Raw genomic sequence first — 8,036 nt, 5'->3', positions numbered from 1 at the left:
CCTGTATCTCCAACCCAATGAACTCCAACGTCCCAAGAAACTCGTGTTGAAGTAAACTTCAATTTCTGTTTGACTGCCTTCTCATGGAAGTCGTGACGCACCAACCGGCCATAAGCTTTTCAATTTCTTCTCATTTTCCTTTCAATCGCGCCGGTGGGCGCACATCAAACGTTAGCCAAAAATTTTGAAGACGCTCACAGCCAACGAAATCGAGGAACTGCTTGGGGTTCGTCCGACGAGCGAGCATCCACTGGATATACTCGGATTTGGATTTACTACCGAGGGGGCGGTGCGATTTCGTGCCGAGCATCCAGACTTCCTTCCCCAAGTTAAGGCCCACATCCGGCAACAGCTTGGAGTGTCTGGCCATTTTCCGGAGCGGATTGATGCTGAGGATTCGGAGCATCGCACCTTTATCAGGAAGGTGGCGAGCGGCTACCTTATGAGTTCGGAAGAAGAGATAGGACTTTATCGATATGCGCCAGTTGTCACCGAATTTGACTCGGAAGATCAGGCGATCTCTGCTTACGTCGAGAGAGTCGCCAACCCAGACTACCTCGCAACAAAATCAAGAGGCTAACAAGATGCGTGGATGGCAACCCCCACTAGCCCTCCTGTTTACAATGATCCCACGTAATTTTAATCCTAACCTCGCGATCAACGCTGGCTCTCGCTAGCGGGGTTGCCATCACTCTTACGTTCTGCAATAATTGGATGAAGACCACGATGCCGAGTCCCTATCGCTTTGAACTCCGACCAAGTGGACGGAGCGGAACGATAGTATGCTCGAAGGACGACAATGAATTGGAGATTTGTTGGGAGATGTCCGGGACTTCGGATGCGGATATTCTCCTCGCGCCAATGAACCTCAATCAATGGACTTCTGGGATGGTAGTTCCACGTTCCGAGCAGTTCGAGATTCTCGACCATCTCCGTGCGTGGCTTGTAGGGAGGCGGATCAGAGGGGATATTGCGCGACCTGCGGCACCTATTGATTCTTCCAGCCGGTGCATGCGAGCGGATTGCAGCGAGCACGCGATGGTTGGTTCAGCCTATTGCCCATTCCATTACGACGAGACACTCCTAAGATGAAGATGGCAAAACAAGTGGAGATATCTAACTGGCGACAACGTCCTTGTTCGAGTTCGGGCTTCTCACTTCGCCGGTTAGGTGCTCTAAAACGTTAGGCGCAGACAACGCAGATGCTGACGAACCAAGCCATTAGGAACGTTGCGAACGATCTGGATCGTCGTTGGATTTCTGACGACTATTTTGACTTGATCGTGTGGTATGAGACCGAAGTTCAGATTCACGGGTTTCAGCTTTGCTACGACAAGCCTGGTCGCGAACGCGCGCTGACATGGACCCGCGAGCGAGGATTCCTTCACACGGCGGTGGATTCAGGTGAGTCCAAACCAACGGCGAATCGCACACCAATCGTGGTTGCAGATGGAACCTTCCCCGCCGGGCAAGTCAGGCGCGAGTTTATCGCGCGGAGCGGCTTGCTTCCGGCAGAGATACGCGAGTTGGTTCTCGCCCGAATCAAAGACTATGAAGACCGCCAAAGCGCCTAACCGGGCACCGCATCAGTGGCTGGGCTTGGGTCGTTAGCCGAAGAAAAATCCAAAGCATTCGAATCTCTACGACCCCAATCCACCGCTCCAATCCCAACGCAATTTAACCCTAACTTAAATCCAGAAAGAAACCATCCATGTCAAGAATGATCTTTGTCAATCTCCCCGTCGCCGACCTGAAAGCGTCGATGGACTTCTACACCGCTCTCGGCTTTACCAATAATCCGCAATGGACCGATGACACGGCGGCGTGCATGGTCTGGAGCGAATCGATCAACGTCATGTTATTGACACACGCCAAGTGGCGCACCTTCACCGCGCGGCCGATTCCTCCGACCTCTTCCAGCGAAGTCATGCTCGCCATTTCATGCGCAAATCGTGAGGAAGTGGATGCGATGAACCAATCCGCCGCCGAAACCGGAGGAACCGCCGACATCAATCCCGCACAAGACCTCGGATTCATGTATAATCGCAATTTGGCCGATCCAGATGGTCACGTTTGGGAGGCAATGTGGATGGACCTGAGCGCGATGCCGTCCGGTGATTAAGTCCCGATCCGGACCCTTTCGAAGCTGGTAGCGACATAGATCCGGCAGCGGACGGGGGTGGGAAACCGGTGGGTAGCCGGGCGACTCGGGATGGGTCACGATGGCAACGTGACAAAAGCCATTCGCCGGGTGAATGAGAGCCAGGACCAGCAAAGGGAATTGTCAAAACTGGAAGGAATGCTTGTTAGTAGAGACTCGTAACTGACCCTATTGGAGCCTCTGCAAAATTCTCGCCCAGAGGATTTTGCGGGGCTTTTTCTTTTGGCTAACGAGCCGGTTTCCAGCGGGGAAATTACCCGGATTAACGGTTGGCTGGCGAAACGAATAATTCTCAACGCGGATCGTGCAAATATCCTGATCGATCATTACAAAGCAACCTAAAGTGCATCATGCCCGTTCACGGATTACGGCCCGTTACCTTCCAACTTGAAAATTCTTTGGCGGGGTTGTTCGCGTCTCAACACGATTGATTTCCCGGAGTTAAAGCATCTCTACCTATGAAGTGCAGCCATGTGAAGGAGGTCCAATTCCATAGAATCACAACGGCGGCACGACTTCTGCGAATCGCTGGGCATCATGATTCCAAAACATACGCTTTTGATTGCCGTCCTTGTGATGCCCCTTTCCGCGCAACCTGCACCGCCGCCGGTCGTAACTGAAACTACCGTCACTGAAACCCTCACTCCGGGAAAAAAAGTGGTCGAGGAAACCGTTGTTGAGCACCGCATCGCCCCGCCGGTTGCGTTTGATCCGCGTGGCCGTTTGGAAATTGCTCCCCATCTCATCCCGGTGCCGGAAGCCGCTGCCGGTAAAACCACCGAAACAACAGAGACCACCACCACCCACGTGGCAGGACGGACGTATAATACGGAGAGAAGTGTTGTAGTGGTTGAGGGTCGCGAACTTCCCTACGTGACCGTTCCTGTCTTGTTTGTGAAAGAAACCGCAGACCTTCTCGATTCAGAATCCCGGTCGGCATTGGACCAAACAGCAGCGGCAATCCTGGAAATTTCGAAAAGTAATCCCACCGCTAAATTCGACATCGAAGGCCATACCAGCACCGATGGCGCGGATGAGATGAATCTCAACCTTTCCGCTGAGCGTGCACGCCGGGTATTTGCCGAACTGACCGGACATTATCAGATACCCGCCGCAATCCTCAGCGCGCACGGCTATGGCGAAAGCTATCCCACCTATCCCAATGGCACCGAGGAGCAGATGACGCTCGACCGCCGCGTGCTCGTGGTCCGGGTGAACTGATTTTCGCAAATCGCTCTTCAAAATCCAATCTCGCCAACCCCAACCACCAACAACAATGAAAACGACCACCCTATCCGTCGGACTCGCCCTTTCGGTCTCCGCATTTCTCCCAAGTTGCGTGACCGTCGCCGACCCAACTCCTACTACTGCAGAGCAGTCAACAACCACGACTTCGGCGGTGGATCCGTACGCCACTACCAGCACCACTCGTAAAACGACGACGACAAATGATCCTTATACCGGATCCGGAGTGACCCAGCGGAAAACCACCACCTCGGTAACTGATCCCTATACGGGAACAAGCACCACCCAACGGAAGACCACCACTACCGAATACTAAACTAGCAAAGATTTATCTCCATGCTTGAAAGCCGTGGATACATCACACATTCAACAATAAAACATTATGAACTCCATCGTCTATCTCGTCGGCGCCGTCGTCATTGTCGTGGTCATCCTCAAGGTTCTGGGTCTATTTTGACCTCATTGGAATCGATTTAACCATCAAAAGGGGGATTGCCGACTAACAAGCATTGGCGGCCTAACCAGAACCGAATCCTATCGTCTTATGGCAAGACCTTTGCGATACGGGGCTGTTGGCGCGGTTTCCCATGTGACGGCCGGTGGCTACGGGGGGCAAGGCAGTGGTTGATGACGACAAGGATGGCCACGGTTGGATAAATTTGATGGAGAGGTGCGGCATGAGATTTGGCTGGCAGGTGCATGCGTGGGTGATGGGCAATCATTTCCATCTCCCTCTACAGGCACCGTACCCGGGTATTGAGAGGAAAGGGGATTGCCGCCGGTTGGCTGGGTTTGTAGCTTTGCGCTGCCGCCGTTTCCGCTACCGTGATTTCCACCATGCCCCGCCGCCTGATGATGTTGGCTCCGCTCCTGATTCTATCAGGAATCGGAGTGGTGTCCGCCAAGCCGGGGGACTACCATCCGAATGATCCGGACGCGCATACGCTCCACCTTTGGCATTTCGATGAAGGGACGCCGCCGTTTTCTGACGGTGTTGAAAACGGCACGCCGCTCCAGGGACTTCTCAACGGGGCCCGCGCCGGGCAACCCTCGTTGCCGGGGCTTGGAAATTCCGTTTCCTTCGATGGCAATGCGGGAGGAACTCCGGGCGCTTCGGATTTCAAGGGTGCCATTCTAATTGCAGGTCCGACTCTTGCAAACGGTGCTGCGGACAACGTCGCCCCCGGATTCCGCTACTTCGGCCCGGACGGCGCGTTCACCTATGAAATGATCGTCAAGCTGAACGTCCTTCCCGCGGACGCTCCGGGCATCGCGCTCGAACTCGTCTCGATGGAAGGCGATGGCGACGACCGGATCTTCAACCTGCGCATTGAAAAAGAAGGCTATCTCGCGTTCATCCCGCTTCCTCATGGCGGTGCCAGCGGGGGCGCCATCGGCACCATTCCGACCAGCGGTCCCGATGCTCCCGATACCACAAGCTGGTTTCACGTCGCCGTCACCTACGATGGAAACGGCGGTGTCGCCAACAATGTCAGACTCTACTGGACCCGGCTCCGCCCGGGTGTCGTCTCGGCCAATAGGATCGGCAATGGAACGCTCTCGGCCGATTTCAATGGAAAGACCGGTGACTTCGCGATCGGCAACGAGGCGCGCAGTTTCTATCACAACGCCGAGGCCGAGCCGTTTCCGGGATGCATCGACGAGGTCCGCATCAGTGGGGTTGCGCGGAACACGAATGACTTCTTCTTCGTTCCGCCGGACCAGCGGACCTCGCCCGAGCAAGTTCGCGAGGCGAAGGAAAAGGCCGATCGTCCGGCGTTGTTCAAGCTCGGCCTCAACAACGTGTTCGTCGATTCCAAGCCGGTTGAAATTCCCAAGGCCCGTGATGGTGAACTCCAACTGGGATCAGGTCTTCACCGGCTGGATTTCGATTTCGGATTCAATCCGGAATTGTTAGGCGATCCGTCGCAACTATCGCTCGCGAAGGCGGACCCGGCTTCCGGCAGGGTGAAACTGCGCTGTCAGTTGGAAGGCATCGACGAGCGCTGGCAGGAAACCGACCTTGGCATGAGTCTCGTCTGCCAGGCGCTGGACCGGGACGACCGGATCCTCTCGCAATCCCGCTTCCTGTGCATCGGCCGTAGCGCCGGTTGGGAAACCTCGCCGGAGGACTCGGTCATGAGCCGCCGCGTCGAGCCGGTCTATATTCCTAACAACGCGAAGAAGCTCAAACTCATCCTTACCTCGGGATCGCCCGATACCACCGGATTTTTGGTGATCGACTATTTCGGCCTGCACGCGCTGGGCGAGGCCAGTCCCTCGCTGTGGGTGAACGGTGCCTTCACCTACGATGCGAAGACCACTTCTCCCGCCGGTTCTCCGGAAGGCTGGCGGCGGGATGGTGGGGATCCCGCCATCGCGCGGATGATCATGCGTTCGCCACGACCGGGTGTCGGCTTGGTCGATGGAGACCAGACGAAACACGGCGAGTGGTCGTCGGTTCAGGAAATCGGCTCTGTCGCCCGGCGATCCAACACCTGCTCGCTTTCGTGGTATGAGGCCTACAACGTCATCGGTGGCAGCACGCATCGCGCCACCTATGTGAACGTTCCACCGGGAAACTATACGTTCCGCGCCATCGGTCTGGCGGGAGAGAGCGAGGAGGTTGGCGACGAGGTTTCCCTCGCGATCATGGTTCACCCGCCGTTCTGGCAACAGTTCTGGTTCTGGCCGGTCGTGGCGGCGGGCAGTGTTGGTCTGTTAGCCGCGGCCTTTTTCATGAGGCACCGCCAGCGCGCCAAGCGGTCGCTGGAACGCTTGAAATTTCAAAACGCTCTCGAAAAGGACCGGACGCGCATCGCCCGCGACATGCACGACGACCTCGGAACCCGCGTCACGTTCATCAACATGAGCGCCGCTCTCGCCCAGCGCGACATCGAGAAGGCCCCTGAAAACGCAAAACGGCACCTGACGAAAATGAACGAGTCCACCCGCGATCTCATTCTCGCCATGGATGATCTCGTTTGGGCGGTCGATCCCGCTCACGACACGCTCGATCACCTCGCCTCGCACCTGGCCGCGATGGCTGGGGAAATGTTTCGCGACTCACCTGTGCGTTGCCGACTCGACATTCCTTCGTTGCTGCCCGCTCTGCCGCTGGGATCCGAAGTCCGCCACCACATCGCCCTCGCGGTGAAGGAGGCGTTTCACAACGTCCTCTGCCATGCCGGCCCTTGTGAGGTGTTCTTTTCATTGGCTTACGATGGTCAGGAAATCCGTCTCACCATCCGCGATACCGGAGTGGGTTTCGATTCCGAGACGAGTGCCCGCGGCCACGGACTTGACAATTTAACCAGTCGTTTCAAGGAAATCGGCGGAACCTGCAAGATTGACTCGTCACCGGGCTGCGGTACTTGCATAGTCCTTCGTTGCCGGGTCATCGATGCCCGGGGCTCCAAATCATAGATGCCCAAGAAACCTCACACCCTAGCGATCGTTGAGGACGATGCCTCGCTCCGTGATATTCTCACGGAAATCGTAAACGGCTCGTCATGGAAGCTGGTCACCGTTTATTCCAACGCGGAATCCGCCTTGGAAGGGTTTGCCAAAAGCTGCCCGGAAGTCGTGCTCATGGACATCCAGCTTCCCGGCATGTCGGGAATCCAGTGCGTCGCGAAACTCAAGGAACTCCATCCCTCCGTGCTCGTGCTGATGGTCACCGTTTATGACAACAGCGAGCGCATTTTCGACGCCCTCGCCGCCGGTGCTTCCGGCTATCTGCTCAAGCGCGATGCTCCGGACAAGTTGCTCGAAGCGCTGCAGGATCTCCTCGCCGGCGGCTCTCCCATGTCCAGTGCGATCGCCCGCAAGGTCGTCCAGCATTTCCACCGCGAGCCGGTCAGCCGGAACAAGGACCTAAATCTAACACCGCGCGAAACCCAGATCCTCGAACTGCTCGCCAAGGGCAGCCTCTACAAGGAAATCGCCTGGGATCTCGGGATCGGCTTTGAAACGGTGCGGTCTCACATTGATAATATTTACAACAAACTCCACGTCCGCACCCGGACCGAGGCGGTGGTGAAATTTCTCGGCCCGCAATAGGTCGTCCCACTTTATGGGATTTCGTGATTTCCGGGGCATCCGCCGCCGGGTTTGGTGCATCCTTATTCAATGCATTTGATGGGTCGATTGTCCGTGATCTCCGTGACGGTTTCGGACAAAGCGCCACCGATGACTTCGACAAGGACGGCACCAGCAACCTCACCGAGTATCGTCTGGGCCTCGTTCCGAACGGCGGCAGCTCGCTCTTCCTTGCGACCCGCGCCGCCAACGGCTTGATCCGCTGGCCGAGTGCGGTGGGGCTGAAGTTCGACGTCCAGCGCGGTACTTCGCTGTTCGCCGGATCGTGGACCACGATCAGCCCGGCAGGTGGCATCGACGGCGCGGCGGTGAGCACCGGCTTCACCGATTCCGCCGCTCCGGCCGGCAAGGCGTTCTACAAGGTGCTGCTCAGACCCTGAGGTCCGCACGCGCGGACTGGATGTTCGGACCTGGGCCCGGAAGGGCTCCGGTCTTTTTTTGTCATATTGTCCAGCGATTGCTTTGATATATGTATAATTGTCCGGATGGTGGATTGTTGTATTTTTATGGATATATAATCGAGTATATA

8 protein-coding genes are annotated in these 8,036 nt (G+C 56.4%); all 8 read left to right on the top strand.

What is annotated here, in order from left to right:
* Nucleotides 1-184: 184 nt before the first annotated feature.
* The 8 genes from ABIQ96_RS22855 to ABIQ96_RS22820 all read left to right on the top strand — a co-directional run bounded on the left by ABIQ96_RS22855 (nt 185) and on the right by ABIQ96_RS22820 (nt 7,887).
* Nucleotides 185-580 carry a hypothetical protein gene (locus ABIQ96_RS22855; RefSeq protein WP_348216968.1) on the top strand — a complete coding sequence of 132 codons (396 nt, stop codon included), beginning with the start codon at nt 185-187 and terminating at the stop codon, nt 578-580.
* A gap of 622 nt (nt 581-1,202) precedes the next feature.
* Nucleotides 1,203-1,574, top strand: a complete 372-nt coding sequence (locus tag ABIQ96_RS22850; RefSeq protein ID WP_348216967.1) for a hypothetical protein — start codon at nt 1,203-1,205, stop codon at nt 1,572-1,574.
* A 137-nt stretch (nt 1,575-1,711) separates the two neighbouring features.
* Nucleotides 1,712-2,122: a VOC family protein gene (locus tag ABIQ96_RS22845; RefSeq protein WP_348216966.1), complete on the top strand. Its 411-nt coding sequence runs from the start codon at nt 1,712-1,714 to the stop codon at nt 2,120-2,122.
* A gap of 576 nt (nt 2,123-2,698) precedes the next feature.
* The gene (locus ABIQ96_RS22840) at nt 2,699-3,382 is read left to right on the top strand and encodes an OmpA family protein (protein ID WP_348216965.1); all 684 of its coding nucleotides are present in this window, start codon (nt 2,699-2,701) and stop codon (nt 3,380-3,382) included.
* A 55-nt stretch (nt 3,383-3,437) separates the two neighbouring features.
* Entirely contained in the window at nt 3,438-3,722 is a 285-nt protein-coding gene (locus tag ABIQ96_RS22835; protein WP_348216964.1) for a hypothetical protein, read from the top strand.
* Between the two features lie 521 nt (nt 3,723-4,243).
* Complete coding sequence (locus ABIQ96_RS22830; protein WP_348216963.1) at nt 4,244-6,832, top strand: histidine kinase; 2,589 nt, start codon at nt 4,244-4,246, stop codon at nt 6,830-6,832.
* Complete coding sequence (locus ABIQ96_RS22825) at nt 6,833-7,468, top strand: response regulator transcription factor (RefSeq protein WP_348216962.1); 636 nt, start codon at nt 6,833-6,835, stop codon at nt 7,466-7,468.
* Between the two features lie 23 nt (nt 7,469-7,491).
* On the top strand, nt 7,492-7,887 hold the full coding sequence (locus ABIQ96_RS22820) for a hypothetical protein (RefSeq protein WP_348216961.1): 396 nt from the start codon (nt 7,492-7,494) through the stop codon (nt 7,885-7,887).
* The last annotated feature ends 149 nt before the right edge of the window (nt 7,888-8,036 follow it).

The organism is Luteolibacter sp. (assembly GCF_039920825.1).
Classification (GTDB): domain Bacteria; phylum Verrucomicrobiota; class Verrucomicrobiia; order Verrucomicrobiales; family Akkermansiaceae; genus Luteolibacter.
Note: the sequence above shows the minus strand (reverse complement) of the source record. Positions and strands in the feature narration are given on the sequence as shown.

Bases quoted from the DNA above. Each gene is read 5' to 3' on its own strand.
- ABIQ96_RS22850 (WP_348216967.1), top strand. From the start codon at position 1,203: ATGCTGACGAACCAAGCCATTAGGAACGTTGCGAACGATCTGGATCGT.
- ABIQ96_RS22845 (WP_348216966.1), top strand. From the start codon at position 1,712: ATGTCAAGAATGATCTTTGTCAATCTCCCCGTCGCCGACCTGAAAGCG.
- ABIQ96_RS22840 (WP_348216965.1), top strand. From the start codon at position 2,699: ATGATTCCAAAACATACGCTTTTGATTGCCGTCCTTGTGATGCCCCTT.
- ABIQ96_RS22835 (WP_348216964.1), top strand. From the start codon at position 3,438: ATGAAAACGACCACCCTATCCGTCGGACTCGCCCTTTCGGTCTCCGCA.
- ABIQ96_RS22830 (WP_348216963.1), top strand. From the start codon at position 4,244: ATGCCCCGCCGCCTGATGATGTTGGCTCCGCTCCTGATTCTATCAGGA.
- ABIQ96_RS22825 (WP_348216962.1), top strand. From the start codon at position 6,833: ATGCCCAAGAAACCTCACACCCTAGCGATCGTTGAGGACGATGCCTCG.